This window comes from Calothrix sp. CCY 0018, assembly GCF_963920925.1.
Lineage (GTDB): Bacteria > Cyanobacteriota > Cyanobacteriia > Cyanobacteriales > Nostocaceae > Rivularia.
Genome location: NZ_CAWUDI010000018.1, coordinates 28786 through 55700, shown reverse-complemented (window position 1 = coordinate 55700; position 26915 = coordinate 28786). Strand labels below are relative to the sequence as shown.

The window sequence follows — 26915 nt, the reverse complement described above, 5'->3', positions numbered from 1 at the left end:
TATATGAATAATTAATTAGATGTAAATTACAAATGGTACGATCATATTTGTTTTGACTGGTTTACTTTAAAGAAAGCAAGCAAATAAGGATATATAAATGTCAGAAACATTGATTACGATAAAAGGGAAAGCTCAATGGACAGATAGTGCAGGAAACGAACATCCTATTCGTAACGCGCAAATTCAGCTTTGGGAAGATGATGTATTTGATGATGATAGTCTTGCTAATAGTTTTACAAAGGATGATGGAACTTACGAATTGAAAGTTTCTTTAAGTAAGCTTCTCTCTGACGGACTATGGGGTTTAGGTGGTAAGACAGAACTCTTCATTATTATTAAGCCACAAAATAACCCCTCAGAGAGTCAGGGAAATTCATTCACAGTAAAAGACGCAAATTCTTTAAATCTTTCGGTATTTCAAGCGGGTTTTGATTTTGTTCTGGCTAATGACTTTTTATCAAATCCATCTTTATACGGAAATACAGCGATCCTAAACCTTCAAACTCCACAAAATAGTCTTAAAAATCAAGCATTTTCTATCTTTGATGCAATAAATGTTGGGTATCAATATCATGAATTAGTATCTCCTTCAATTGGAGCTCTTCCTCGCCTAGATGTAAGATTTCCCAGTCGTGAAGGAAGTGCCTATGTTGGTGAACCGCAATACTACATCAAAGGGGCAGAACCAGACTGGAAAGATTGGGATGTAATTCTTCATGAATTTGGACATTATCTAGCTGCAATAGATAAGCTTGGATTTTCTCTAGGAGAACTTTCTCATCAAAGAGGAATAAGTGGTATTGGTAGAATAGATACTAAAACTGGGAAAGTAATGTCGAAAGAGGAAGGGAGTTTAATGGCTTGGAATGAAGGATTAGCCGATTATTTATCCCTTGCGATTCAGCACGTTGCAGCATCTGAAGGTTTTCTTCCTAAAGATTTACCTAATGTAAGTGACAAGAATGGGAAGCCAGATACTTTCGTGACTGCGAAACAACATGACATTGATATTAACTTAGAAAACAAACTTGATCCGAAGCAATCAAAAAGATTTTCATTTGTATCTAATCCTAAAGGAGAAGGCGACGAGGCTTCAGTTTCGAGAATTTTATGGGATTTAGCCGATGGAAAAAATGAGCCTCACGATCAGATCGAAGTCGTTTTTAATTCTGGAGTAGGTACAGTAGGTCACGTAGCACTTTATAGGATTCTTGACACACAAATTCCGGAAGGATCGTTAGATAAACTTGATGATATATGGAATTTCTTCGTCAAAGAAGAGAATAAAGATAATCTTGATTACCTTGGTTTACCAAGTCAATTAACAGACAATGCTAAACGAGAAAAATTAGGAAAAATTTTTGAAGAATATGGTGTTTCCCCTAGTGTTGAAAAAATCGAAGAAGATAAATTAAGTTTATTAGGTTTAATAGAAGAATCTCTAGGTATAAAGAAATGGAATCCAAGCATAACTTGGCAATTAGGAAACAACAATGCCAATGATACGTTTGAGATTATAGTTTTTAATGAAGATTTTTCTCAGAAAGTCATTGAAAAGTCTGTAAATGGAGAGTGGACACCTGATAGTACAGGTACAAAGGGAGAATGGAAACCTAAGTTAGATATCAAATACGGGATGTGGACTTGGAGAGAACTTTATAAAAATCCGGGTGATTATCATCTTGTAATTACAGGTAGGGATACTGATGAATTTACAACAGATTCTTATTGGAGTGGGGCTAAATCTTTTACAATTGAACCTTATGACCAAGATAATGATACCGATGGTATTCTCGACGCTATTGAACAACTAGCAGGAGACAGAAATCAAGACGGTACTCCTGACAGCCAACAAGCAAATGTAGCTTCTTTCCCTAAATTAGGTGCTATTAGCAATAATCCTAATGATTTTATTACCCTTGCTTCTCCTAATAAAACCACTCTTTCCAACGTATCTGTAACCGATACTCTTCCTCTTAACGCTCCTCAAGATACTAACTTTCCCCTTGGCCTTCTCAACTTTAACCTTGAAAATATAACGAATGGTAGTGCAAATAAAGTCAATCTATTACTCCCTGAAGGAGTCACCGCTAATACCTATTGGAAATACGATACGAATCAAGGTTGGTACGAATTTCTCTATGATGGTACGACTGGAGCAGAATTTCAGGATAAGGATGGGGATGGTGAAAATGAGTTGGTAATTCTCCATCTTTCTGATGGTCAAAGGGGAGATATTGACGCTACTGCTGATTCTATTATCACTCACATGGGTATACCAGGACTTACTAAAAATCCTCCTATTAACTCAGAAAAAATTAAGGCTCCTTTTAGTGGAGGTCCTTCAGCAGTAAAAACAACCAACAGTTATAGTGGTTTAGTAGAAATTGATATTACTGGTACTGGTCAAGCAGCAGGAGCATCATTCAGTGACAGTTTTTATCGTTTCAGCGACAGCACTGGTAGCGAAATTACTCCCGTATTAGCAAACGAGTTTGGACTTTATATTAACGGAGAACCTGCTGAAGTTTTATTTCCTCAATCTCAATCTCTACCAACTTATAGCTCAGACCATTCCTATAGTTTTATGATTGATGCTCCAGGTGGAGCGTTAACATTTGGAGTAGGAGATACCTACACTATAGATAATACTGGTTTTTACGATATTGCTATAGAAATTATTTAAATGCTGCTACTCAACATGAGACCAACGCGATTTTATGAAAACCATTGCGATCACCAAACCCACACTTAGAATAAAAAAAACACAAAATATTACATCAGGAAGCTCGTGGCTGGATTTTGGATTGCAAGGGGGGAGTGGAGAGACATCTACTTAAAATTGGAACAGATAAATCGTCGAACGAAAGTAGAGGCTGTCTTATCGGTTACTCGAAACAATCAAGCAGGGATTACAAGATTTACTTGAGGAAACTTCCAAGTACAAAAAATAATTATGGTTCGCCACTTAAAATCGCGAACCTTTTCTACCTTTTCCACATCCCGTGAAAAGTCAGATACACATCAAGTTGAGTTGTACCCATGATGTATATACAAAAATATAACCGCTGCGGTATTGTCACGGTACACAGCATCGCTCTCAGAAAGTACTACACCAATTAATCACCTAAGAAGGTACGTTACTTTCTTCAGAGGTAATGATTTGCATGGAATATCGCAAAAAAAACTAGGTATTTATTATACCATCTTAAATATTATGTAGTTTATGGTATTACAGCTTTACCTTAGTTTTTGCTTAAATATCGCTTGTTAGTTTTGAACTGCCCTTTCTCGTACCCAACGCTTAAAAAGAGGAACTTCAAAGTTATAATTACCGCTTATATGCTCGATAATATGGTATCTCTGTAACCTTCCTAAAACTACTTGTATTACCTCATCGTTTGCAACTAAGCTTACTTTAGAATCTCGCGCTAGCGCCAACAATAATTCTTGACCCACCGCTATTTCTGCGGAGGAATTGCCAGTAAACTCAGTCCAGACATTCATGAAATAGGGTTCACCCGTTGTCAGTGCCTCCTCTATGGCGGTTTCGAGCAAATTAAAATTAACCCGCCGAGTATGTTGCAAGCTGGCTTGATTAACAATAGATGCACCAATCAATTGTAGGAGGTATGGATGACAGCGTGTTAAAGTGATTATTTTATCAATAATTCCTGCTCGATATCGTAGATTAAACTGTGGGTCTGGATTAATTAGTAACTCAAAAGCCTCATTACGTTCTAAATAAACCATTTCAATTGGTACAACACTTATAAAATAGCTGCTCCAGTTGGGACCAAGTTCGTTTAGAGTCTGCACTCCAGAAAGCAGAAATCGTAACTGTTCATAATGCTGAATTAAACTGCGGAGTTCGTCAAACAGGCGTAGGCTTAAACGTCCATCAGCAATTGCACTACCTAGTTTTTCAAACTCATCGAGATTAAGCATAACACTTCGCGAGCCTAATAGTGGCAGCGCTTCATCTAACCATTCTTCTAAAAGAATGTAAGGGTTTGTGCGAAATTCATTAAGCTTCGGAATAGGAGGCAATTCTATTCCTAATCCACGACTATCACGACTAATTGATCGTACTAACGAAAAGCAGAAAGAAGGTTCATCATTTGTAATAGCTGCACTTTGTAAATTAATGTAGACTGGCAATATGTTCTGGGGTAATAAATGCAGTAGATTAAGCAGGAAAGAGCTTTTTCCAACACGACGTGGACCGTATAGTACAACAGTGGGACGGCTACGATCTAGCACTAATTGAACAACTTGGTTAGTGAAAGAGATTCGTCCTTTGAAAAGATATGCTCGATTAAGGCTTAGCGGGTTGCCATATTGGAAGGGATTAATAAGTTCGCCTTCTATATAGTTATTATTCAGTGCTAGTACTGCATCATAAATAGATCCGCTTGCTATACTTTCAGCTATCCAATAAGCTACAACAGAACCAATCATTAAAGGTAGTACTAGATTGAAATCGTTAGTTATCTCAAAAATAATCATAATTGCGGTAATTGGGACTCTAAACACCGCGCTAAAAAATGCTCCCATTCCCACCAAAGCGTAAGTATTAGGCGAACTTATCCCCAAAATTTGAAATTCGACAAAGCCAACCAAGTATCCCAAACAAGAACCTAATATAAGACTCGGAGCAAATAATCCTCCCGGCGCTCCCGAACCAAATGCGACTAATGTCAGAATAAATTGAGCTGTAAACACTAGCGCAACTCTGTAAACGCTTAGATCGCCAGTATTAATAAATTGTCTTAAACCAGTATTATTAATGCGGAAAGTTTCGGGTAGTACGGCGATGATGATGCCAGAAATCAAGCCAGCTAAAGCTATTCTTAAGGGTAAACCTACGGGTAATTTCCGATAGTAGCTAAGGCTTAACAGTAAACCTTTTCGGAATAATGCAGCCAGCAAACCTGCTGAAATACCTAAAAACAAATAAAAAGGAAGTTCTGTAATAGTAAAACTGCTGGTTGACTCGATTAATTCCAGGTTTAGCTGCAAACTTCTACCACCGAAAAGCCGAAAAACCACCGCCCCAATAAACGAAGCGATTATTGCTGTTCCCAAACTTAATCCCGATAAATCCTGGAGCAATCCTTCTCCAACAAAAAGTATACCCGTAATGGGAGCATTAAAAGCTGCTGCTAATCCCGCACCTGCACCAACTGCTATCATATACCGACGTTGGGATGCTGAACTAGAAATCCAATGGCTTATCTGGGCACTAAATGCAGAACTTATGTGTACAACAGGTTCATCCCACCCCAAGGGCATCCCAGAGCTGACTACCAAAAGTGCGCTCATGAACTTAACGAAAGCAACCCGCAAATCCAGTGCAATAGTTGAACCGCTAAGTGCAGCCTTAACCTGAATGATTCCGCCATTGTATGCCTCTGGTGCCAAGCGCTCAATCAGCGTACCTGCAACAAATCCAAAGAAGAGTCCAATTGCTGGTAGAACCAGCCATGCAGGCAAGATATAAGAACTATGGACTCGCCATGTCCCAAGCCATCCCGTTCCAATTCTTAATAAAATGGCAGAAATACCTGTAACTAAACCAATGAGACAAGCTTCAAAAATAGCAAAACGCTTAGGAGGTAAAAATCTCCGTAACCATTGCAATTGCAAGATAGAAGTAATTTTGGTCAAAAAGGTAATCGCTTCTCCTAACTTCTGTTTCATAAGAACAAAGTACTTCATCGCTGACCTCGGGTAAACTCGGCGAAAGCATTGCTAAACAGGCGACCATCTGTGCGTAGCAAACCATATCGCCGAAGCGCGCTCCTAATTGCTTGTGTTGGTTCAGCTACTCCGGAAACACCGGCAGCAAAGAGCAGTGCATGACGTTCTCGTTCATTTAAATCATCCCAAAGCTCAATAAATCGGGATGTGGCTTGAAAGACAAACTCCTCCCGCGCTTGTTCCAAGTTGTCAAATTGCCACAACATTGCTGCTGCCATTTGTACGTAATACGCTAATCCACCGGCTAAATCATCAATCCATCGTAGATATTTCGTATCTAACGTCTTTAGCGCAAAACCATCTCGCACCAATTGTTGCCAAGCATCTTCTTCTAAAACTCCCAAAATCGTAGTGCTGAAAATATTGCTGAAGGGTGAAGTCAAGTTCATCCGACTATAAACTTCACTTAAGGGACGTGTACTAGCAATTACCAAAGCGAACAGCCCATCTGAGGCCTTAGCACGCCAGTCTTCTCCCCAGCCTTGAAACTCTTCTAGCCTTGCTCCAATGCGTTCGAGTTCATCTAGCATTACAATCAAGCGATAACCCTGCTCGCGCAGTTCTATTAGCCCATCTTCCACTGCATAAGGATCTTCATTTGCATCTTGCGCCCAAGGCTCTATTCCTATGCGTTTTTGGATATAACGCCGCAACCCTTCAATAATTCCCTCTGAAGTATGAAATCTACTATCTTGCAAGTCCAGCTTGACAATTAACGGTTTGTATTCCTGCGGAAAAAAAACTTCACGGCGCTCTTCAATGTATCGCAGTAAAGAAGTCTTACCGCTGCGTCGTAACCCCACAATGTTAATGCACTGGGCAGTCATCGCACCAATGCGGTTTTTAACATCAGCAATTACTCGGTATCGTCCATAAAAGCTTTCTGGAGGTACAGGGCTTCCGTAGTTAAAGGAGTTGCTGCCTGGTTGGCTGAAACCCACTACCTCATTTACAGTAAAGTTAACCGTTTTACTTAAAGTTTTTTTAAGAAGTTTAGGAGTCAAGTTCTCTGGAATTCCTGCCATCCTAATGACTCTACAACCAAGTTGGTAAGCAAATTCAATATTTCTACCAGATCCTAAAGCATCATAAAAGCCAACGGCAAATTCAATTGCTGCTTTATCTCCAATTTCCTGACTCATGCCAATCACATAATTGACATGTTTAGCTATCTCCTCCCCCTGATACTTCGAGTAACAAGCATTAAGAACAACACACTCAACTTGGTCAGCAAACAGTTCAAACAATCCGGCTATTCCGTCCGCATCCACTAACCTTACTTGACCTACCTCATCTTCAAACACCAATCCTTTTTCCTCTACTCCGTGACCCGAAAAGTGAATAATATGTGGTTCATATTCCAGAATGGCTCTATGTATGTCCCTATAGCGTACTGCTTCTGCTGTATCTATTGAATACTGGTCACGCTGCTGAGAACGTTTTAGACCCTCCTTAATTTCACGTTTTTCTTCATCAAGGCGAAGCTTATGTGTGCCTCTAGGATTTGCTGATAGGATTAGTATTCTTCGGGCTTGAGTATTACTGCTCATTAAAAATCTGTGAACATTGCCTACATAAGTAGTATATTCACTAAATAAAAAAGTTCTCTTCTTACTAAGTCTGTGAAGATTGGTAACGATAAACCTTCAGGCTTTAGGCTTAAAGTAAGCAATAATTAAGAATTATTTTTACGCATTGCAGCAAAAGCTCATTGCATGAGGCTTTCAGCCGCCACACCTCCTACCCCGGTTGCGAAGCAGCAGTCAACCTTTCCGCAAGCTACATTCCTTATACAGCAATAGTTAGGGCTTGCTGAAAAAGCCACTTAATCTAAAATAGAACCCACACCGCTCGAAAAATACTAGGTTCTGCGGCTTGAATTCTAAACTTGAGCAATAATTTCTAAAAAAAATGCAAGGATTTTGAGCCAGTATATGGCGACCTCTTGCACAAGAAAGGAAGAAAAAGGTTTGAAAGCCTTATCTGACAAGACTTATAATTTTATTCAGCAAGCCCTAGTTATAGAGTTATATAGAAAGTAAGTTTTTTCTCCAAAAGCAATTTATGCTTACTTTTAGCTTACTTATGGATAGTTAAAGGTAGTTTAAGTGCATAGTGTATTGGTTATAATGCTAAGCATACGGGTATAGATGTTTAGAGTAGTAAAAATTTAGGTACGTTTTAAATTGATGTTTTTTAATTTTCGCTGCGACTTTTTCAATGTTTAAAGATGTGCAAGTGGAGATAATAATAAATATGAGCTAGCAACTTACGGCAACAAGAGCAAGAAGACGAACAGGAGGAGGAGGGATTTTAATAGTGAGATTAAATCAAGTCACTATTGGAGTTACGGATATGGCTTCATCAGTCAACTTCTACAAAAGATTAGGACTGATTCAGATTGTTGCAACTCCTGACTTACATTATTCGCGTTTTCTTTGTCCAGATGGAGATGCTACTTTTTCTTTAGAAGCTGTTGATTGTGTAACATCAAATTCCACAACAACCATTTATTTTGAGTGCGATAACCTTGATGAAACAGTTAAAGAACTAGAAGCAGTTGGTTATGTTTTTGATAGTCCACCTGTTGAACAAGAATGGTTATGGAAAGAAGCCTATCTCAAAGACCCAGATGGTAATCTAATTTGCCTGTACTATGCAGGAGAAAACAGAATTAATCCTCCCTGGAGATTGAAATAACGGGGCGTGAGTATCATTAGAACAGAAAACTGGGTTAAGCTTAAAAGCTTTCTTGTGTAAGGATTTTATTGAAAGTTGTAGTAGCTCACTTTTCAAATTACCAACTACTGCTTAACGATAAATCAAGAGTTTCAACACCTAATTTTTTTTAGTATTCATGTGATGCTTCTTATGTCGGCTCAATGCCTAAACAGTACGAGTGGGTAGGAAGAACTTTTGAACGACATAGGGTAGAAATTCGTGAGTTTTTGGGATTTCGATAATTCACCGTTCAAGACACAGAAAAACTAACTGCTTGGCGGGAGCAACAAAAGGTTGCCATATGAACGCAATGCATCGTACTTAGAAAGCGTTTTTACCAACGCTTGCGAGACTTATCTGGATGCAATCGCCAGGAATTCACCTCCCTGACTTGGCTACAAAACGGAGCGTGAATCTTTCGACTCACTCCGTTCCTCAGTAATACAGATATTATCATGAGTACCCATTTTTACAACCAAGGTTTGTGGTCTTCTTTGGTTTTATGATGGTGACAATGTTTCTGTAGAAGTTGAAGATTATCCCTAGAACGCGGGAGAAATTGGCGGTAAGTGTAACCCAACACCCGTGTTCGGTTACAACCTTCATAAAAATTCCTTCTACTGGGTTATCTAAAGTTAGCTTGAAGTTAGCACCATGATTGGAAACCGACCCGCCAAAGTCATCTTCAAGCTCATCATTTCTGTAGATGAGTGTCCCTAAAGAAACAATTCCATCATCAGAAGGGACTTCCCATCGCCATATATTGTCTTCTGTGTTTTTATAAGCAGCTTTAAAAGAGTTTTCATAAGCTGGGGCATCAACCAAAAAAGAATCTCCGCTGAAGGAAAGAGAGCCTCCAGCGTATTCTTTTGAGTCGATTAAATCCGCATGATTTTTACCCCAAAATTGCAGGTCGAAATCTCCTGAAAGCGTTAGGGGATTTTGCAAAGGTTTATTTATCTCAGGAATAATTGGAGGTAATTCATCGGAAACAGGAGGTTTGGGTTCTTCCTCTGGTATGGGCGTAGGTGTGGGTACAGGTACTGGCTCTGGAGTAGGAGTTATCGGTAATTCATCGGAAATAGGGGGTTCTCCCTCTGGTACAGGAGCAGGTACTGGCTCTGGTGTAGGAGTTACAAGTTTGTTAATAGTTGCTGTATTGTCGTCGTTTCGCACAAAAGAAACGTTAGCATCATCTTCCCAAGGAAGCTCCCACCCGTCTTCGCGGAATTTATCAAAAGACTTTCTAGTTTCGCCGTATTCCCGAATCCGATCACCTAGCTTTCCCTCTTCAGTAATCTTATAAATTAAATGCTGAATTAATTCAGCATCGTAAGAGTGAAGTTCGCTGACACAAGAAATTGCATCTTTAATTAATCCTTCATAAAGGAAAATATTGACTTTCGCAAATTCCCAAGTTATAGCCACAATTTCCCGGTAAAGTAAAACCTTGCTGGGCAATTTCTAAAGCTTGTTGTAATGCACCTTGGCTCTGTAAAGTTTGAGCCAGAGCAAAAGCTTCTTCCATTGTTGACATTCGGGATTGAGCAGTTGTAACAGCTTGTTCCACTCGTCCCAAACGCCCTAACATAGTTAAATATTGCTTAGTTTGTCCTTCCGATCTGGCTAAATACAAGTATTCTTGATAACGTTCTTGACGTTCCAGGATTTTCAGGCGAATCAAGGCTAAATCATTTGCATAGTCAGGAATCTCCTGGTCTTTCCAGATCCCGCCTTCAGTAATATTCCCATCAAGTATTTGTAATAATGGTGAGTAATTCCAACCCTGTTGCAGCGCGGCGATCGCAATCTTTAACTTCCTGTCCGGCGGTAATCATAAGGGTAAAGTCGCAACCAGTTACTGGGGTGGTAAACGCGAGAAACAAAAGGCTAAACGTAAAGCTACTCTTCAAATGGCTAAACCAATCCGCAACTCAGTAGCGCTTTATGTCGGTACTCCACCCGATATACGATCGCAAATTGAAAAACAATGGTTTGAGAAAGGATTACTCAAAACTAAACCTACGTTTACTCAAGAACTGCTCCCGGTGGAAAGAGCCAGATAGAACGTTATATTTTCCTGATGCTCAAAGAGGAATTTCTGCCATCGGTGCAGCAGGTTCGGGTAAAACGTTCTCAGTTATAGACCTTCGATACAAATTTTAGGAACTTTGCTTACTTCGTTGCAAGATAAAAAGACTGCGGTGTTTGTGGTTGGCACTCTTAATAGACTTGATGTGTTACCACCAGAGTTAACGAGGATGGGAAGATTTGATGAAATATTTTACGTGGGATTTCCTCAAGCTTACGAACGTAAGGAAATTTTGATGATGCATTTGGCTAGCCATTGACGGTTTGGGTTCTTTAAGCATCTTAGTACTACTGTCTGAAGTTGGTTTAGACCCCACACGCTTTCCTACAGTCAAGCATTTTACTTCATGGCTTGGTTTGTGCCCTGGTAGTCGTATTACTGGCGGCAAAGTTAAAAGCTCCAAAACTCGTCTTGTTGCCAACCGCGCTGCAACTGCTTTCCGCATGGCTGCACAAACTCTATGCCGCAGCAACTCCGCTTTAGGTGCATACTACCGTCGTATGCAGTCACGGATGGGCGCTCCGAAAGCAATCACTGCTACTGCTCATAAACTAGCACGTATTTTCTACCATCTTTGGACATCTGGAGATGCTTATACTGACCCTGGTATAGATGCCTACGAGCAGCAGTACCGAGAACGGATACTTAAAAATCTCAAGAAAAAAGCGAACACTTTTGGCTTTGAACTTACTGCTATTCCAACACCTGCTGAATGTGTTTCTTAGAAGCTAATAATTATTACTGTATTTATAAGATATGTCGAATAATGCTCTACTTTTCGGAGTAATTTTAAACTTGACCGTATCTATAACTGCTATTTGTCAAAAATTCGCCAACACACGTACACAATAGTAATAACTGTATAGATAATATTGCCAATCTGAAAAATATGCATAGAATTACTTTTTAAACAAGATTTTTGTATAATTTTATTTTATGCATACAGCATACAATTTATATGCTTGGATGTATTGACAATAAAAATTTTCAAGAATATTATCAATGAATAAAATTAATTAGGTGTTATTTAGATACAATTGCAAAAAAAATTAAATTATATTAAGAAAATAAGTTGAAGGAAATAAAAAATTTATACTATAAGGTGTCTGAAAAAATTATTACTCTAATAGATGTAAAGAAACCATTCTTTATTTTACGAAAAATATTGAATCAACTAACAACATAATGTACTATTTTAATTAATGAAAACGGATGATGCGGATAATTAATTTTGGTTTTTCAATTTAAACTTGTACGTTTTGGTCAAGCCGTTGCTAGAAGGATGCTTTTCAAATATTATTTTGTAATTCAAAATTTAAAAATTGGTCTTACCGATTTTCTACAAAAAATATTTTTTATAAGCTTCTCTTCTTGTAGTTAAAATATTTCAAGTAAAATTGAACATAAGGCTTTTAATTATTTAAATAACCTTTAAAGCAAAAATTATAGCTTGAAATCTGGAGATTTGCTTTTTAAAATTTCATATAAAATTTATGATAAAAAAACTTATTGTTTCAAAACTAAGGTTTTTGTACAACAAGTAAACCAAATCTTCAATTCTCAAGAAAATTAAGTTTAAAGGATATTTAAAAAGTTAAAAAGACCTTGATCAAAAGCATTCTGTTAGTATAAAAATGCCATAGTATAGTACGAGGTATGTTTAAATTTACCTTAGATAATACTTGCTAAATATCTTTTTAGAGGATGGTAAAAGTCCATGAACTTTAATTGGAATCCAAAGCAGCAAGAACTATATGAGCAAACACTGAAGTTTGCCGAGTGTAATCTCAAAAAAATATCTTCTGAAGCAGTTTATCAAAACTTTTTTCCTTGCAGTCAGTGGCAAAAATGCGGGGAAGTGGGCTTATTAGGTTTATCTGTTTCTACAGAATATGGAGGCATGGGACTGGATGCATTAACCACAGCTAGAGTTGAAGAAGCTTTAGGCAAGGTATGCGAAGACAGGGGTTTTGTCTTTTCAGTCGCAGCTCATTTATGTGCTTGTGTAATGCCAATTTATGAGTATGGCAGTGAAGAACTCAAGCAAGTTTTTCTTCCTTCTCTGTGTTCTGGAAGATTAGTTGGCGCAAATGCGATGACAGAAACAGAAGCAGGCTCGGACATTTCCCATCTTCAAACTCTAGCAATTCGTGAGGGCGATGAATATATTATCAATGGAACTAAAAGCTATGTGTCCAATGCCCCAATTGCCGATGTTTTTGTTGTTTATGCAACCACTAATCCATCTCATGGACACATGGGTATTAGTGCCTTTGTTGTTGAAAGAGATACACCAGGAGTGAACATTGGTGAACCTTTCAAAAAAATGGGGTTACACACATCCTTAATTAGTACTGTTACCTTCAAAAACTGCCGAGTTCCTTCTAGGCAGCGAATCGGAGAAGAAGGAAAAGGGACTACTATCTTTGCTCAATCTATGCAATGGGAAAGGAGTTGTTTATTCGCTACATATTTAGGCATGATGGAACGCCAGTTAGAGAAAACTATTGCCCATGCCTCAACGCGAAAACAGTTTCGTAAGTCGATTAGCAAAAACCAGGCTATCTCTCACCGGATAGTTAACATGAAACTCAGATTGGAAGCGGCTCGTTTGTTGGTTTATCGAGCTTGTTGGTTAATGGATAGAGGTGAAGATGCTGTTATGGACGTATCCTTAGCCAAACTAGCAGTGAGTGAAGCGGCGATTCAATCTAGTTTAGATGCAGTACAAATTCACGGTGGTATTGGCTATTTAACCGAAACAGGTATGGAACAGATGTTGCAAGACTCTATTCCTACAACTCTGTTTTCCGGAACTTCAGAAATTCAACGGGATTTAATTGCCAGGAGACTAGGTTTATGAATCTATCAGATTTAGTCATAGAATCTGCTCGTAAACAACCACAGGCTTTGGCAGTGCGATCGCCCGAACAAAATCTTACTTATGGCGAATTGGATGCTTTGGCAAATCGTTTGAGTCAGGCTTTAGCTCAACTTGGTGTTCAACAAGGAAGTAGAGTCGGAATTTGGTTAGATAAATCTGCTGTGGCTATCGCTTTAATGCAAGGGATTCTTAGACTAAGTGCTGCTTATGTACCCATAGATCCTTTGAGTCCCGTACTGCGAGCCGCAACTATTGTACGAGACTGCCAACTTAGTGCAATCGTTACTAGTTATTCTCGTGCCGAAAAACTTTTAAAAGATGATTTGGCAGACATAAAGTGTTTAACTATCGATAAATCTTGGCAAGGAATTACTTGGCAAGATATATTGTCTTTTTCCGAGCAACCTATAGAACGTTTGCCTCAAGACGAGCATGATTTGGCTTATATCCTTTACACATCAGGTTCTACTGGTAAACCAAAGGGAGTCTGTGTGAGTCACCAGAACGCTTTAGCCTTTATAAAATGGGCTGCGGAGGAAATCGATGCCCAATCTACAGATAGATTTTCTAATCACGCTCCTTTTCATTTTGATTTGTCGGTACTAGATATCTATGTACCTTTTTTAATAGGAGCTTGTGTTTGTCTAATTCCAGAAGGAATTGCCTATCTTCCATCTCGATTAATTAACTTTTTGATTCAGGAGAAAATCACTGTCTGGTATTCTGTTCCTTCTGTTTTGATCTTAATGATGCTGCACGGCGACTTACTAGAAGTGCAACATTCCTTGAGAATTATACTTTTTGCAGGAGAAGTTTTTCCCATCAAATATCTAAGACAGTTACGGCAACAGTGGCAAGCAATTCGTTTACTTAATTTATATGGACCTACAGAAACTAATGTTTGTACCTATTTTGAAGTAAAAGATATTCCAGAACAACAAACAGCATTAATCCCAATTGGTAAAGCTTGTTCTGGTAATAAAGTGTGGGGAATTAGTTGTCAAGGAAAAGTAATTGAGGTAGGAGAAGAAGGAGAATTAATGGTGTCTGGACCCACGGTTATGTTAGGTTATTGGAACCAAGCACCACAGGAAAATAGACCATACGCTACAGGCGATATTGTTAGGAAGCAAGATGATGAAAATTATGTTCTTATAGGTCGTATTGATTCTTTAATCAAAGTACGGGGTTATCGTATTGAATTGGGGGAAATAGAAGCTGCACTGCTTTCCCATCTTGATATTATTGAAGCTGCTGTTGTTGTAGCAGATCGAGGAATGGCAGCCCGTTTATTGGCATTCCTAGTTACCAAAAATCATGCTTTATCTTTGATAGATATCAAGCAATATTGTTCTTCAAGATTACCTCGTTATATGATTGTTGACCGAGTTTACTTTTTGGAATATTTACCTCGGAATCCCAATGGAAAAATCGATAGAAATAAATTGCTTGAATCCGCAGGATATCATAGCTAAAATCATCCGCCATATTTGTTTTTTACTTCTCTTAAAGTAAGAATCTAAAATCATAAACTGTTTAAACATTCTATTTTCGGAATTATCATCAGCACATTTACTTTGGTTCAACAAGATGACAAGCACAATAACAAATGACACCAAGATTCAGGCAGAACTTATTGCCTTTATCAACGCAGAAATTTTGGAAAGTGAAGATAGTGGTTTAGACATAGATACTCCTCTACTAGCTATTGGTATTTTAGATTCTTTAGCAATGGTCTCTTTAATTGCAAAAATTGAAGATACCTTTGATGTAAGGGTACCTGATGAAGCTGTTACCCCAGAGAATTTTCAATCTGTTGCTGCCATTGCTCAAATGGTAGATTTAATCCAAGAAACAAATGCTCAATCATCATCTTTAGAAAGTCATTTAGATCCTTACATTAAATCTTTAACAGACTCTCTAAAAATTTTAGAATCTGCTGGAATTAAACGCCACAAATTACAATTAACGCAACAGCAAGGAGAGTTACATTATCTTCAAGTAACAGGCAATACTGATTACAGTTACGTATTTTTACCTGGGGTAGGAAATCCTTCTAGCAGTTGGGGAAATATGCTACTAAGTTTAAAAGGAGAGCAAACTGCGATCGCAATTGATTTATTAGGATTTGGTTTGTCATCTATAGATAGCGACAGTCCAAATTATGCTGACAATATTCAAGCTGTTTTAACTTTATTGGAAACTCAAGAAATACCCCAGCCGTGGGTTTTAGTAGGTAGTTCAGCCGGAGCCATAATTGGTGCAGCAATTAGTCGTTTAAAACCACACTCAGTTAAGGCTTTGGTGATTACAGGATTTGGTTTTATTCAAAACCCAACTACATGGTGGGAATATTTGATGGATTTGTCCGAATCTCCTAAAAAATTTATGGAGGCTGCATATTATCGTTCTCCCAAACTTACTAAGTCTTTGCAAAAGTTAATCGATGGAGTTCTTTCTCGCCCTGCATATCAGAGTTTTTTAGATCGAGGAGGATTTGAATTTATGCAATCTTGTTTTGAAGATATAAAAGTTCCGACGTTAATTGTTGCTGGTGAAGAAGATAACATTATTCCTCAAGCAGATGTACTCAAGTTATCAGAAAAACTACCCGATGCTCAATTGGATTGGTTGGCACGGTGCGGTCATTTTTCACCTAGCGAACAACCAGAAGAATTGCTCTTTTTAATTAAGAATTTTCTTAAACATAATTACTCCTAGCTCTGTGAAAGTAACCTTCTTTGAAACTGATACAAAGACACAGAAACGCGGAAGTCGAAATTTTGATAGGTAAACTTAGACCATAAAGGGAATAGCTAATATGCTAATAGAAGATCGACAAAACTGGGATAGATATTGGAGTAGTATTAATGACTCTTCTGAAGTCTTGTGGAATGTTCCACATCTTCTAGGTGTCAAACTTGATTTTGAACATTTCCAGCCTTTTTTAAAAGACTCTCATTTACCACTAATTGATTTTGGCTGTGGAGACGGCACGCAAACTCAGTTTTTTGCCCAGCATTTCAGTCAAGTGATTGGGTTAGAAATTAGTCATAAAGCGATAGAATTGGCAAGCTTTCAAGCACAAAAGACAGGATTATCTATTACTTACTACGTTATAGATAGTTTAGAACAAACACAACAAATTCATGAGCGGTTCGGTGATGCAAATATTTATCTGCGGGGTGTTTTGCATCAAATTGAGCATCAAGAACGCCCTCTAATAGCAGAACAATTAAAAACTTTGCTGGGAGATACAGGAAGTATATATATAGTGGAGCTTTCTTCCCAAGCTCATAATTTGCTTCAACAAAAAATCCAAAACCAGGAAATACCACTAGGATTAGCCAAGGTTTTAGAGTCCAAAATTAAACCAGGTGCAGTTAGTTTAGAAGATATCCAAAGCTTATTTCCTCCGTCGGATTTTTCCTTATTGGAATCAGGAGAAACATTCATTGCCACTAATGCTAATTTTAACGACGAATTCATAAAACTGCCTGCTAAGTATTTCATCATACGTAGTCTTCAACATAGTTAATTAACCAATTTACAATTATGTGTTGTATCGGGATTAAAACGCCGATACAACCCAATCTGCTTCTATAAGCAGAAGAATTAACCCTTAACAACTAATAAAAAAAGGATACAAACATAATGTCAAATCAAATTAAATTTCCAATCTCAGAAGAATGTTCAGAAGAATGTTTTGATGTTGTCGTGATTGGATGTGGTGTATCTGGTTCAACTTTAGGTGCTTATCTTGCTGCTTCAGGTGTGTCTGTATTGGCTATCGAAAAGGAATCCTTTCCCCGATATCATATTGGAGAGTCTTTAACTGGTATGGTAGGAACCATTCTGGCTGAATTAGGATTGGAGACAGAAATGTCTCAACATCAATTTCCTGTGAAAGGAGGAGTTAAAGTTCTTGGTAGAGATGCCAAAAGCGAATTTTTTGTTCCAGTTTTACGTCCAACTTGGCAGGTACGAAGAGAAGAATTTGATCGGATGCTTCTTGATAAAGCGATTGAATTTGGTATTGAACATCGCTATGGCACTGTAAAAGAAATATTAAAAGAAGCTGATAAAGTTGTTGGTGTTAAATATATCCCCAAAGGTGAAGAAAAAGCAATCAAAATTCGTGCTAAAGTTGTTGCCGATGCTAGCGGACAATCAACATTTCTTTCCCGCCAGAAAGTTGCAGGAGAACGTCGCAATTACGACACTTTTAAAAAACAAGTAGCTGTTTTTACTCAATTTAAAGATGCTATTCGCGATCCGGGTGCAATGGGAAATAATACATTTTTGTTTTATGCTCAACTGTATCATTGGGCTTGGTTTATTCCCATTTCCGAAGATACCGTCAGCATTGGTATTGTTGTCCCTACTTCTAAAATGGCTGAATGTGGCGGTAAACAAGAAGTTTTAGAGTGGGGATTGGAAAATATTAACCCCGATCTCAAAAGACGGGTTGAAAATCTTTCCTATGGAACGGTACGGACAATTTCTAATTACTCCTACTCTGTCGATCCATTTGTGGGTAATGGTTGGCTTTGTGTTGGAGATGCTCATCGTTTTTGCGATCCAATTTTTAGTTTTGGGGTTTCTTTAGGAATGGTTGAGGCGAAACAAGCTAGTATAGCGATTAATAAAGCATTAGCTGATAATAACTATACCCACCACTTCCAAGAATATGCTACATTTTGTAACCGGGGACAGAATGTAGCACAAGATCTGGTCCTCTACTTTTGGCAATATCCAACTTTCTTCGGCTACCAGGCTAAAAGCACGCTCAGAAAAGATATTGTTCATTTACTAGGAGGAGATATTCATCAAGTTGAAGAGTTCCCAGCAATAAAAATGATGCGGCAAGCCTTAACTAAGGAGCTGTCAATAAAATCTGCATAAAGTATTGGAAAGTAAAAATTTTGGTTCTTGATTACTTGTGATATCAAATACTCAAGAACCAAAAAATCGATGAACCGTACAACAAGTGTGCTATAAGCCATGCTAGAACCACAGGGCTTGTATCCTATTATTTTCGGTCAATCTGGGAGAGTTGGGACACTCAGGTAATCATCAGTAGTAATTTTCTGACCAATACTTTTGTATATGTCCGCATTCTCTGGAGTCCATGTTCCAAGACCATCAACGTACCGATTAAACATACAAAAAGCAGCTGCAATCAGTACGATGTCATGAATTGTTTTATCGTCTGCACCAACTTCACGCACGCGATCTATATGGGATTGATCGACGAATTGCCCACCTTTTTGTACAGCTAAAGCTAACTCGATAAAAGCTTGCATTTTTTCTGACAAAACAGATAAGTTTTGCTTAGTTATTACTTCTTCGACAATTGAAACTTGGTCCTTGGGTAAGAGATTGCAAGCAGCTGATGCATGAGCCTGGGCACAAAACATGCATTCATTAGCGCGAGACACGCTCGCCGCGATCAGTTCCCGTTCAGCGGAAGATAAAGAAGACCTACCGCGTAAAATTTGCTGAGTAAGAGCTAACAAAATTTGCCCAGTTTCAGGATATGTACTTAAAAGACCGAGTATTCCAGGATTAGAATCAGGTAACGAGATGTATGCCATTAGCTTGCTTTTCTAAAATCCTTGCTAAAGAACCGCTGAATTTATATTGTCAATAACTCTGTTTATTATTCTCAAAAATTCTATCATTTCTAATTGAAATTTTATCATTCTTGATTCTTTTTCCATTTTCCTTGTTTGCTGCATTTATAGCAAGCGTATGCTGATGTACGGCTAAAAGTCCCTCTGAATCAATAAATATATATTTCTACAGCTTTAATACTAATTGCTCCAATTACTGTAACTTTTGCACCCCTGTAAAATGGTTTTAGCTCGTACACTCTTGTTCCTAGTTGTGAACGCGCATGAGTTCTTATCAAGCCGAGTAAAACCCCTGTCTCCGGAAAGGAAATACTAAATTTTCTGGATTTGTATTTCTTACACTTTCCCAGTATTCTACTCTTAGTTTTTGGACTCTTTCAGTTGCCGCTTGGCTACTCCGCAATGTTTTTTTTTACGATTCAATCCTAACTTTTGTCTCTCAACGACACATTGCAGTTCGACTCACCCAATTTCCAGACTTCAATGCAAATAATTCACATAACTCTACTAACGTTGCATCCTGATTCTCTACAACCAGTTCTCTTAACTCTACTTCAGCATTTGTGAGATGACTAAACTAGTGAAAGCATTTAACATCTGAGGAGTAAATGTTAATAAGTTAGAAACACTTAGGGTTAGTTTCGGTTTTTGCATGAATAATGTATATCCTGCTTGAGCAGAAGATACGTTAAGTCGATTAGCAGAAGAATTCCAATTAGCTGAGAAGTAGGGGATGTGAACCAAGCGAGTTTTTAGTTGATTTTTCTTATTAAGTTTAATATCATCAAATACCCATTTGAGCTTTGCTTTTGCATAAATTCCTAAGCTCGATTCTGAGGATAAACCTTGGATATTTGGATTATCGTTAGCGATATTATTTTTTACACCAGGAGCAGAATCTGGATAAGGATTATACTAAGTACCTAATGCAAAAGAATAATGAAAGTTATCTTTAGAACTAATGAATGCACCTTCTATTGCTGGTAAGTATAAAGAGCCTACATAAGAGCTTTCTTCTATTGTTGTAATGCGTAGCTGATCCGACCGCCGATTTGGAGAAGAGTTTTGGTTGACAGCGATATTAAACTATCTTCATTACATTCAATTGTTCAAATAGTGATGGGTTGGTAATTCATTAATAAAAAGGATTGTTAAAGTAGAAAAAATATCAATAATTATCAATTGGTAATTACAGAGTGGTTACACTTTGAAACCACTCAACAATACCATCTGCCAAAACTCGCGCTAATTTTTTTTGTTCATTGGTGTTAACTATCCATTCAAATTCTTCAGGATTAGTCATAAAACCCAGTTCCATTACTACTGATGGTGCTGTAGAAGGACGAGTTAAAGCTAAGTTATTCCAAAACACCCCCATTGATGAACGTTCTAGCTGGTTAACTAGATAATTATGCAAAAAAACGGCTAGACTATGAGCCTGGGAATGATACCAAAAAGTTCTAATACCCTTGCTATTTTCCGCATCTCCGTCGTCAGGTACTGCTGTGTAATGTATAGTTATAGCTATGGCTGGTTCTTGTTGATCAATCATGGCTTGGCGATCAGATAAACTTAATTCTATGTCATCTTCTCGCGTCATCACCACTATTGCACCTCTTAACACCAGTTCATCACGTAGCAACTTAGATACACTCAAGCTGACATCTTTAGCTAAGTATCCTGTTGGACCAGCTGCACCAGTTTCTTGCCCTCCGTGTCCTGGGTTCACTAAAATTTTGATACCAGATAATGGTTGTAATTGTACCTGTGCAAAAGCTGGTAAAGGAATGAATATGGAACTGATCGCTAAACCTAAAATTGGTTTCACTTATTATTAAACTCCGATAAAATTGGTTTTACTTATTATTAAACTCCTATTTGACCAAAATAATTTTAGATTTGAGGTTTGAGATTGGAATTTTAAAGTTTCAACTCTTTAGCTTTAGGAGAAGGCTATACACAATATTTCAAATCACATAATTTAATTTTTGTCAAGTCCAACTTTCCCGATCCATCTGCTGAGAATAATTAACCAAGTCTAATATCCGATGAGCCATTTCCAACTTGGAACACATGGGAATCTCAACTTCTTTCCCTTGCTTATCTATATATATAGCTTTATTCGTATCGCTGCCGAAACCGCTACCAATTTGATCTATGGGATTAGCAATAATTGCATCTAAATTCTTTCTTTGCAACTTCTCATAAGCTGGAGTCAGTATATGGCATTGAGCCGAGATACAAGTAATTTCCGGCAAAATGATCTAAAAACCCTTACCATGTAAGGGTTTGTAAATTTGCTACATTAAAGTTAAAAAGTCGTTATTTACAACGCGCTCATCAAGCCTTTTGAGGGCATATTGCAGGTTTTTACACGCATCCTGGCTCAATGCCATATTCAACCATCAACTGGGAACTGACAGCATTTTGCTGAGTTTGCAGCTTCAGTATGCAAGTTAGGCGATCCCTAACCCGATATTCAACATCTATAAAAAAGCTGACTTTTGACGGATACTATCGCACTGCAAACCTGAATGCATTGCTATTTCATCGACAGTAAAGATGGGCTTTTTTGAGAGGTTAGCTTCTTGCGTTTAGGCAGGAAACCAGCGCCGAGAATGCCGAGGGCAAGTAGGCTAAGGATAGAGGTGGGTTCGGGAACAGTTATTATAGTTGCAGAAAAACTAACAGGTAGCTCGCTATCGGGCGATACCAAATTTTCAAAACCTGGTAAGATTGGCGGCGCAGAAAAAACCTCTAAATAACCCGGTGTCGGTAAAAAACTAGCAAAAAACGGACTAACAAAATTTCCCCCAGAGGTAGAATACCCAAAACCGTCACCCGTTAACTGCTGAGCGTTAAGACTAATTAAATTGTCAACATTAAAAGGTTCGTTGCCCGGTATTGGAGTCCCGGCAGCTTGCAAGCCAGTAATTGTTTCACTATTGCGCGTACCTGTAATTCCCAAAATCTGGTAAAAGCCCAAATTGTTAGGGGTGTCATTAGTAATGAAAGTACCGTCCGCCGCGATGCCAGTGCCAGAATAATTCCAGTTCCAATTTAATGCAAAAGCGACTTGCATTGTCCCGAAAAGTAATCCAGATGTGGCAGCGAAAACTGTGGCAGACAGTAAAGCTAGATTTTTTATTAAGGTCAAAATCTGAGATTTTTTGTTTAAGTGTACTGATACTAACATTTGTATCAAGATTAGCTTAACAAAAAATGTGATATTACGGATAATTAATCAGAGCGATCGCTAAACTCGGCTCTCATCATGGGCGATCGCAGCAAAATTGCAACTAATGCTGCATATCTAGTGTCAATTATATTGAGGTCATGAGGTTCAGCCATAATTAAAGTTTAAGTAATATAAAATACAAACTACTTGCAAAAATTTACTGTTATGGTGATAATTTAATAATTACTCTATCGCCTATAAGCGATGATAAAGGCGTTTTCACAACTATATATATGATAAATTTATTTATTGAAGCGAGTAAGTTAGCTGACACAGCCAAAAATGCTGTTGAAGAAACGGCAACTCGTGTTAATGAAGCCTTGGATGCGGCTAAAACGAATGCGGATACCGCTATAAATTCGACTCTATCTACTGTTGAAAGTGTCAAAGAGCAGTCCGTAAAAACTATAAGTGCAATCGACCGAGCAATAGAAAACGTCAAAACAGTGGCAGTTGATGCTAGTGCGGCAGGTATGACAATTGTTAATTCGCTTGCTGATGTACCGAAAACTGCCCAAGAGCTAGCAGCAGAAATGCCGAAAATTGCTCAACGTCTGCGGTATCGAGCGGGGGTTAGGGTAGGGGATGCGCCGAGAAGCGATGCCGATGTGATGAAATTATTCGAGAAAATTCCCGGTACATCTAAGCTTGAAGGACAAGAACGTGCAATTAGAGAGTTTCTTCGGGATAAGCACGGCAGTCATATCTATCCGCGATCGCAAGGTGGCTCGAATAGTGCAGACAACATTGTTTGGGAAGTAGGCGCTGATAACATCCGTCGCGGTGCTAAGGTGATGACGGTCGGCGAACAGTTTCATATTCGGGTATACAACGCAATTGATTCGATAATTGTGAATTCGGGAACTATTGCCCGTCTTGGTATTACTGCAACGGGAACGGCGATTCTCACGCAAGTTATAGTGACGGCGATTTCTTACTCGCTCGACCTTTACCGAGGTGATATTACTGTTGATAAGTACAAAGAGTTAATTTTTGAGGCAGCTAAGGCAGCGGGGATTGCGACACCAATTGTTTTCATAATTTTGATTGCGGTGTTGGCTTTGTTACCCGAATTTGCAGTTCTATTATCTGCGCCAATAGTTGTTGCGGGTTTTAATGCTTTGTTTGGGATTAGTATTGCTATGCCCATCATCGAATCGCTGGGTCGTCACCTGGAAGCTGGAGGCTTTGGAGTGGAAGTTGCTGAGAAATGGGGAAGTTCAATTAGTGCGGGTTAAGGAGTGTGATGCCTACGGCAGGTCTAATCGCTGCGTGAACGACTGTCGTTCTAAACTATTCATTTGCGTCTCTTAAATATAGTTAGCAGCTTAAGTATAAAAATCAAAGAATGTTATCGAGTAAACCGTATCAATAATATTACAGTTTACCGTACCTCTAATTAACCTTATTTAATTGGTCGGTATTCATCAATTAATTAGTGATAAAAACCGAATTTACTACTCATTTAATAATCACTACTATAGGAATCAAAGAAACAAATTAAAACTACTCATTAACTAAACCTTCCATCTAGGAGTTAAAAAGATATGGCTATTGCACGTTACAATCCTTGGGCAGAAATGAACGCAATGCAACGTCAACTTGACCGGGTTTTTGAAGATATTCAAACACCAGCATTTAGAACTCCAGCAGCCGAACTGACCGAAACTGAAGATGCGCTGCATTTAAGACTCGAACTTCCTGGGATGTCGCCTGAAGATGTAGATATTGAAGTTACCGCCAATGCAGTCAAAGTAATTGCAGAACGCAAAGCAGAGCATAAAGATGATACTCGTTCTGAATTCTACTACGGTAAGTTCCAGCGTGTAATTCCCCTCAAAGTAAGAATTCAAAATACTAACGTTACCGCAGAATATAAAGACGGTATTTTGAACTTGACACTACCTAAAAGCGAAGAAGAAAAGAACAAGGTAGTTAAAGTTAGCTTGGAGCAAAATTAAGGTTTCTTGTACGTAAGTGCAGTGTGACGTTGTAATGTGTGAAGCCTGGTTGTTAAGTCAACTGGGCTTTTTTTTGTTTATGGTGGAAACGCGATCGCAAGCATCGAAAGCCACTACCTCATTACTATAAACGGTAGTAATGAGAAGATAAATTAATTTGCGTCTTGAGGTTAATCGTCAAATTTGACTCCAAAATCAACATCAAGTACTTGCTCAATTCTTCTAAGAGTGTTTTCAGGTAAAGCATCGCGTATCCTTTCTGCCTCAACATCATGCCAGTAGGTGCGACTAATCCCCGCTGCTCCCGCTAAAACTTCAACCGATCGCCCCGATGCCTTTCTAGCTTGCTTAATTTTCTCTCCTATTCCAGATGCCTCAACATCTACATAACGCCTGATTTTCACCATATTTACCGTTCAACATCTCTAACATGTAAACTGTCGTCCTACATTTAATATATATTATTGTTGTACATCAGTCAACAAGTGTCGTACATCAGTATACAATCAGAAGATAAAGAACAGGCACCCTCCGGCAAGAGTAACGTGCCCGCTCTGCCCAAAACGTAAATAAGGAGCAGTTGAAATTATGACACAGTTATCATTGGCTGATGTTGTTGAGCAGACAAAATCAGAAATTGAAGTTGATGCCCAAGGTAGAGGGAAAGCTAGCGTTCGAGCAGCAGCGAGATTAGCAGACGTAAGCGGCATCGTGCCATTTAGTTTAAGAACCACGACATAAAATGACGTAGTGAGTGATATAACAGCTATATTAGCTACATCAAACCACTAGCGTCTCTAAATATTTTTACTGAAATATTGCCTAATTATAATTCGATGTTTTGCACAGCCTGAGCTATGTATATACGGAATTTACAAGCTTAAATGTTTGTATTTGAACAGCAAACACTGTCAATATTACTACAATATTCCCAAAAATATGTATAAATACATACAACAAATTGCGAATAGGTTCTTTTTCACGCTCAGTACTCTGCAACTACCGACAGGGCTTCTCCCATAAGTGGCGATCTGCGTTTCGCTTTACTCGAAGCGATCGCTCTATTTGCAGTTAAGAGCGATCGCACCTCCATAAAGCAGAGTGTAAAGAGCGATCGCGCCAAATCCTCTGTTTGAGAAGTGGTAGTTGATGCTGGACATAAGAGCGAATCGATTTTATTTAGGTTTTGCGGTTTCACGATTAACGATACGCACTTCAAGACATCGGCGAAGAACGCCACGACAACCAAACTACAAAACAGCACCAGTTTTTACATATTCTACATAAGACAGCAGGTCTTCGTTTTCATTAAAAAACTTATTCTCCCGCAGAAATTCATCCACAACTTGCTCCACTAACTTTGGTGCTTCCATATGGGTGTGACCAAGCCCATGCAATGCACTTTCCACACAAGCAATATTTGGTGATTTAAGAGCAAATGCGTAGACGGCAATAACCTGTTCATATAAAAACTCTTTATCATCACAGCCTTCCCAGTAATTAAGAGGAGTAAGATCCCATAACATATAACAAATACTATTTAACGGTGAACCAGGCTCATCAAGATGGCTCAGAGTGGGAGTACAACGTTTTTCAAAGCAGTCAGAATACAAATGTTTGATAGCAACAATTGCTCTTGCTTTATCCTCACGAGGAACAGAAACACTCTTTAGTTGGAACATATAATCAGAGCAGGCATTAAAGAAAATATACCAAAGTCCCTGATTGACCTGAGCATCATCGAATTGTAACAAGTCAATGCCACATCTATCCATTGTTTTTATAAATAGAGAAGTAAACTCTATATCGCTCACCTCAAAGTACGGTGCATTAACATCGAAATGCCATTTTGTCTCATCAACCGGATGATTGAAAGCATGATTTATCCATTCAAGATAGCTGTCTATCATACATGATTCTTCTATTACTTCTAACAACTGTACGCGATCGCCTTTATGTCTATTTTTATTTTACTGTCTCAGGTAGTATTTTAGACCCAACAACAGTTAAAATTTTGGCGGAATTAAAAAAATCAGTGACATCTGTTCCAAGAGCAGTACAAAGCACGTTGAGAAGTTCAATCGAAACCGTCAAAGTGCCACTCTTAATACGTTTGGTGAATAAATGTGGTTGTTCTAGCTGTTGAATATATTGATGTGCAACCCGCAAGCCCAATTCTTGAGTTTTTAAAGATAATTCACGGCGGGACATATTACCCCGTAAAGACTGTAACTTAGATGCTTGTTCAGTTGTCCACCTAAATGTGGCAATATGTTCAATATCTATCATTGTAATTTGTTTTTTACTGTTACCACTTGTCAGCATCGCAATTTTTGTATATTGTTGTGAGCAGTAAAGGTGGTGATATTCGCATTAATACAGATTCAATGAGTGCTTTTTATGCACAACTGGTAAAAGCGAAAGAAACGGGTATATCCAAAGCAGAAGCCTTACGTCGCGCACAAATTAAAATTTTGAAAGAATCAAAATATGCATCACCCTATTATTGGGGTGCCTATGTGTTGTTGGGCAATTGGATTTAAGTAGGATTAAGGATTGGGGAGACGATATTGACGAAAGAAATTGGTAATTAGCCGGGGAATGCAATTCCCCGGTGGTG

General features: G+C 38.4%; 26 protein-coding genes and 2 pseudogenes. 15 read left to right on the top strand and 13 right to left on the bottom strand.

Features of this window, described 5'->3' with window-relative positions; all coding sequences use genetic code 11:
• Positions 1 to 97 precede the first annotated feature (97 nt).
• Positions 98 to 2686, top strand: coding sequence for a choice-of-anchor U domain-containing protein (locus tag ACM03V_RS14870; RefSeq protein ID WP_414621565.1), 2589 nt, complete (start codon positions 98 to 100; stop codon positions 2684 to 2686).
• 584 nt (positions 2687 to 3270) lie between these two features.
• Here the strand turns inward: ACM03V_RS14870 and ACM03V_RS14865 are convergent.
• Together ACM03V_RS14865 and ACM03V_RS14860 are read right to left on the bottom strand one after the other, a co-directional pair.
• Positions 3271 to 5703 (bottom strand): chloride channel protein, encoded by a 2433-nt coding sequence (locus tag ACM03V_RS14865; RefSeq protein WP_414621564.1) that lies wholly within the window; start codon positions 5701 to 5703, stop codon positions 3271 to 3273.
• Between the two features lie 14 nt (positions 5704 to 5717).
• On the bottom strand, positions 5718 to 7313 hold the full coding sequence (locus ACM03V_RS14860; protein WP_414621563.1) for a CHAT domain-containing protein: 1596 nt from the start codon (positions 7311 to 7313) through the stop codon (positions 5718 to 5720).
• A 769-nt stretch (positions 7314 to 8082) separates the two neighbouring features.
• Here ACM03V_RS14860 and ACM03V_RS14855 point away from each other — a divergent pair.
• Positions 8083 to 8463 carry a VOC family protein gene (locus ACM03V_RS14855; protein WP_414621562.1) on the top strand — a complete coding sequence of 127 codons (381 nt, stop codon included), beginning with the start codon at positions 8083 to 8085 and terminating at the stop codon, positions 8461 to 8463.
• Between the two features lie 474 nt (positions 8464 to 8937).
• Here ACM03V_RS14855 and ACM03V_RS14850 read toward each other — a convergent pair whose 3' ends face one another.
• From ACM03V_RS14850 to ACM03V_RS14840, 3 genes are all read right to left on the bottom strand, one after another.
• On the bottom strand, positions 8938 to 9912 hold the full coding sequence (locus tag ACM03V_RS14850; protein ID WP_414621561.1) for a hypothetical protein: 975 nt from the start codon (positions 9910 to 9912) through the stop codon (positions 8938 to 8940).
• A complete protein-coding gene (locus ACM03V_RS14845; RefSeq protein ID WP_414621560.1) occupies positions 9866 to 10168 on the bottom strand; it encodes a hypothetical protein in 303 nt (100 codons plus the stop codon). The genes ACM03V_RS14850 and ACM03V_RS14845 overlap by 47 nt, the downstream gene beginning before the upstream one ends.
• Before the next feature lie 67 nt (positions 10169 to 10235).
• On the bottom strand, positions 10236 to 10370 hold the full coding sequence (locus tag ACM03V_RS14840) for a hypothetical protein (protein ID WP_414621559.1): 135 nt from the start codon (positions 10368 to 10370) through the stop codon (positions 10236 to 10238).
• Between the two features lie 27 nt (positions 10371 to 10397).
• On the opposite strand from ACM03V_RS14840, the gene ACM03V_RS14835 reads away from it, so the two are divergent.
• From ACM03V_RS14835 to ACM03V_RS14800, 8 genes are all read left to right on the top strand, one after another.
• Positions 10398 to 10550, top strand: a complete 153-nt coding sequence (locus tag ACM03V_RS14835) for a hypothetical protein (RefSeq protein ID WP_414621558.1) — start codon at positions 10398 to 10400, stop codon at positions 10548 to 10550.
• A gap of 87 nt (positions 10551 to 10637) precedes the next feature.
• On the top strand, positions 10638 to 10835 hold the full coding sequence (locus ACM03V_RS14830) for an AAA family ATPase (protein ID WP_414621624.1): 198 nt from the start codon (positions 10638 to 10640) through the stop codon (positions 10833 to 10835).
• Between the two features lie 4 nt (positions 10836 to 10839).
• Entirely contained in the window at positions 10840 to 11301 is a 462-nt protein-coding gene (locus ACM03V_RS14825; RefSeq protein WP_414621557.1) for a transposase, read from the top strand.
• Between the two features lie 992 nt (positions 11302 to 12293).
• Positions 12294 to 13439, top strand: coding sequence for an acyl-CoA dehydrogenase family protein (locus tag ACM03V_RS14820; RefSeq protein WP_414621556.1), 1146 nt, complete (start codon positions 12294 to 12296; stop codon positions 13437 to 13439).
• Complete coding sequence (locus ACM03V_RS14815) at positions 13436 to 14935, top strand: amino acid adenylation domain-containing protein (RefSeq protein ID WP_414621555.1); 1500 nt, start codon at positions 13436 to 13438, stop codon at positions 14933 to 14935. Before ACM03V_RS14820 ends, ACM03V_RS14815 begins: the two co-directional genes overlap by 4 nt.
• 115 nt (positions 14936 to 15050) lie before the next feature.
• The gene (locus tag ACM03V_RS14810; RefSeq protein ID WP_414621554.1) at positions 15051 to 16181 is read left to right on the top strand and encodes an alpha/beta fold hydrolase; all 1131 of its coding nucleotides are present in this window, start codon (positions 15051 to 15053) and stop codon (positions 16179 to 16181) included.
• Positions 16182 to 16281: 100 nt separating this feature from the next.
• Positions 16282 to 16998: a class I SAM-dependent methyltransferase gene (locus ACM03V_RS14805; protein WP_414621553.1), complete on the top strand. Its 717-nt coding sequence runs from the start codon at positions 16282 to 16284 to the stop codon at positions 16996 to 16998.
• Positions 16999 to 17114: 116 nt separating this feature from the next.
• Positions 17115 to 18365 carry an NAD(P)/FAD-dependent oxidoreductase gene (locus ACM03V_RS14800; protein ID WP_414621552.1) on the top strand — a complete coding sequence of 417 codons (1251 nt, stop codon included), beginning with the start codon at positions 17115 to 17117 and terminating at the stop codon, positions 18363 to 18365.
• Between the two features lie 137 nt (positions 18366 to 18502).
• Here ACM03V_RS14800 and ACM03V_RS14795 read toward each other — a convergent pair whose 3' ends face one another.
• The gene (locus ACM03V_RS14795) at positions 18503 to 19057 is read right to left on the bottom strand and encodes a carboxymuconolactone decarboxylase family protein (RefSeq protein WP_414621551.1); all 555 of its coding nucleotides are present in this window, start codon (positions 19055 to 19057) and stop codon (positions 18503 to 18505) included.
• Positions 19058 to 20131: 1074 nt separating this feature from the next.
• On the opposite strand from ACM03V_RS14795, the gene ACM03V_RS14790 reads away from it, so the two are divergent.
• Positions 20132 to 20227 (top strand): IS1096 element passenger TnpR family protein, encoded by a 96-nt coding sequence (locus ACM03V_RS14790; protein WP_414621623.1) that lies wholly within the window; start codon positions 20132 to 20134, stop codon positions 20225 to 20227.
• Between the two features lie 58 nt (positions 20228 to 20285).
• On the opposite strand, the pseudogene ACM03V_RS14785 reads toward ACM03V_RS14790, so the two are convergent.
• From ACM03V_RS14785 to ACM03V_RS14775, 3 genes and pseudogenes are all read right to left on the bottom strand, one after another.
• Positions 20286 to 20852, bottom strand: a pseudogene (locus ACM03V_RS14785) (N-acetylmuramoyl-L-alanine amidase family protein); the annotation flags it as partial.
• 235 nt (positions 20853 to 21087) lie between these two features.
• A pseudogene (locus tag ACM03V_RS14780) lies at positions 21088 to 21318 on the bottom strand (phosphopantothenoylcysteine decarboxylase); the annotation flags it as partial.
• Between the two features lie 320 nt (positions 21319 to 21638).
• Complete coding sequence (locus ACM03V_RS14775) at positions 21639 to 22292, bottom strand: PEP-CTERM sorting domain-containing protein (protein WP_414621550.1); 654 nt, start codon at positions 22290 to 22292, stop codon at positions 21639 to 21641.
• Positions 22293 to 22567: 275 nt separating this feature from the next.
• Between ACM03V_RS14775 and ACM03V_RS14770 the strand changes: the two genes are divergently transcribed.
• Both ACM03V_RS14770 and ACM03V_RS14765 read left to right on the top strand, forming a co-directional pair.
• Entirely contained in the window at positions 22568 to 23572 is a 1005-nt protein-coding gene (locus tag ACM03V_RS14770; RefSeq protein ID WP_414621549.1) for an HNH endonuclease, read from the top strand.
• Between the two features lie 309 nt (positions 23573 to 23881).
• The gene (locus ACM03V_RS14765; protein WP_414621548.1) at positions 23882 to 24295 is read left to right on the top strand and encodes an Hsp20/alpha crystallin family protein; all 414 of its coding nucleotides are present in this window, start codon (positions 23882 to 23884) and stop codon (positions 24293 to 24295) included.
• 170 nt (positions 24296 to 24465) lie between these two features.
• On the opposite strand, the gene ACM03V_RS14760 is transcribed toward ACM03V_RS14765, so the two are convergent.
• A complete protein-coding gene (locus ACM03V_RS14760) occupies positions 24466 to 24702 on the bottom strand; it encodes a helix-turn-helix domain-containing protein (RefSeq protein WP_414621547.1) in 237 nt (78 codons plus the stop codon).
• Between the two features lie 181 nt (positions 24703 to 24883).
• Here ACM03V_RS14760 and ACM03V_RS14755 point away from each other — a divergent pair, with 181 nt between their 5' ends.
• Positions 24884 to 25036 (top strand): hypothetical protein, encoded by a 153-nt coding sequence (locus ACM03V_RS14755; protein ID WP_414621546.1) that lies wholly within the window; start codon positions 24884 to 24886, stop codon positions 25034 to 25036.
• A 244-nt stretch (positions 25037 to 25280) separates the two neighbouring features.
• Here ACM03V_RS14755 and ACM03V_RS14750 read toward each other — a convergent pair whose 3' ends face one another.
• The 3 genes from ACM03V_RS14750 to ACM03V_RS14740 are packed head-to-tail and all read right to left on the bottom strand — an operon-like array spanning position 25281 to position 26620.
• On the bottom strand, positions 25281 to 25559 hold the full coding sequence (locus ACM03V_RS14750; RefSeq protein ID WP_414621545.1) for a hypothetical protein: 279 nt from the start codon (positions 25557 to 25559) through the stop codon (positions 25281 to 25283).
• A complete protein-coding gene (locus ACM03V_RS14745; protein ID WP_414621544.1) occupies positions 25546 to 26205 on the bottom strand; it encodes a hypothetical protein in 660 nt (219 codons plus the stop codon). The genes ACM03V_RS14750 and ACM03V_RS14745 overlap by 14 nt, the downstream gene beginning before the upstream one ends.
• 55 nt (positions 26206 to 26260) lie before the next feature.
• Positions 26261 to 26620, bottom strand: a complete 360-nt coding sequence (locus ACM03V_RS14740) for an XRE family transcriptional regulator (protein WP_414621543.1) — start codon at positions 26618 to 26620, stop codon at positions 26261 to 26263.
• Here ACM03V_RS14740 and ACM03V_RS14735 point away from each other — a divergent pair.
• Complete coding sequence (locus tag ACM03V_RS14735) at positions 26611 to 26838, top strand: CHAT domain-containing protein (protein WP_414621542.1); 228 nt, start codon at positions 26611 to 26613, stop codon at positions 26836 to 26838. The two genes, ACM03V_RS14740 and ACM03V_RS14735, sit on opposite strands and share 10 nt — an antisense overlap.
• Positions 26839 to 26915: the final 77 nt, after the last annotated feature.